This is a genomic window from Solidesulfovibrio sp. C21 (assembly GCF_047785625.1).
GTDB lineage: Bacteria > Desulfobacterota > Desulfovibrionia > Desulfovibrionales > Desulfovibrionaceae > Solidesulfovibrio.
Genome location: NZ_JBLODY010000167.1, coordinates 1 through 766, shown reverse-complemented (window position 1 = coordinate 766; position 766 = coordinate 1). Strand labels below are relative to the sequence as shown.

Annotated in this window: 1 protein-coding gene and 1 pseudogene; both read left to right on the top strand. The window is 60.7% G+C overall.

Annotated elements, in window-relative coordinates:
- On the top strand, positions 1-320 hold a 320-nt coding region (gene tnpB / locus ACMZ6R_RS20495; RefSeq protein ID WP_416114810.1), incomplete at its 5' end, for an IS66 family insertion sequence element accessory protein TnpB.
- A 49-nt stretch (positions 321-369) separates the two neighbouring features.
- Positions 370-766: pseudogene (locus tag ACMZ6R_RS20490) on the top strand (IS66 family transposase); the annotation flags it as partial.

Genomic DNA, 766 nt, shown 5'->3' with positions numbered 1-766 from the left:
TGGCCCTGGGAGCCACGGACATGCGCAAATCCATCGACGGCCTGTCCATCCTGGTTTCGCGGCAGATGCAACTCGATCCGTTCGCGGGCCATCTGTTCGGCTTTTGCAACCGCAGCCGGACCATCATCAAGCTGCTCTACTGGGATCGTAACGGCTTTTGCCTGTGGCACAAGCGCCTGGAGCGGCATGTGTTTCGCTGGCCGACCCGCGCGGCCGAGGTGCTGGCCATCGACTCAAGGCAGCTTATCTGGCTGCTCGACGGCCTGGATCCCCTGGCCGTAAAAGGGCATTCCCGTCTGGAGTATTCGACGGTCTTTTGACAAGTATTACCTTGATTAAATTGAATAATAATGACATATTGTTCGGGCTGTGGACATCAATTCCCTCCCAGACGACCCCGCCGTCCTCAAAAGCGTCATCGCCGATCATCAGGCGCAGATTGTCCAGTTGGAGCAGCGCCTTCGTCTTCTGAACCTGATCATCTACGGCCCGAAGTCCGAGAAAAAGCCCCGCACCGGCCAGGAACAGCAGCTCTCCTTGTTCGACGAGGCCGAGCAGGCGGTGCAAGAGCAGACGCCGCAAACCTTCGAGGAAGCCTGCGCCCCGGCCCACACCCGTGGCAAGCGTGGTCGCCGACCCATTCCCGCCGATCTGCCCCGGGTGGAGATCGTCCACGACCTGCCGGAATCGGAGAAGGTTTGCCCTTGCGGCGCGGTCCTGGTCCGCATCGGCGAGGAAGTCAGCGAGAAGCTCGACATCGTGCCGG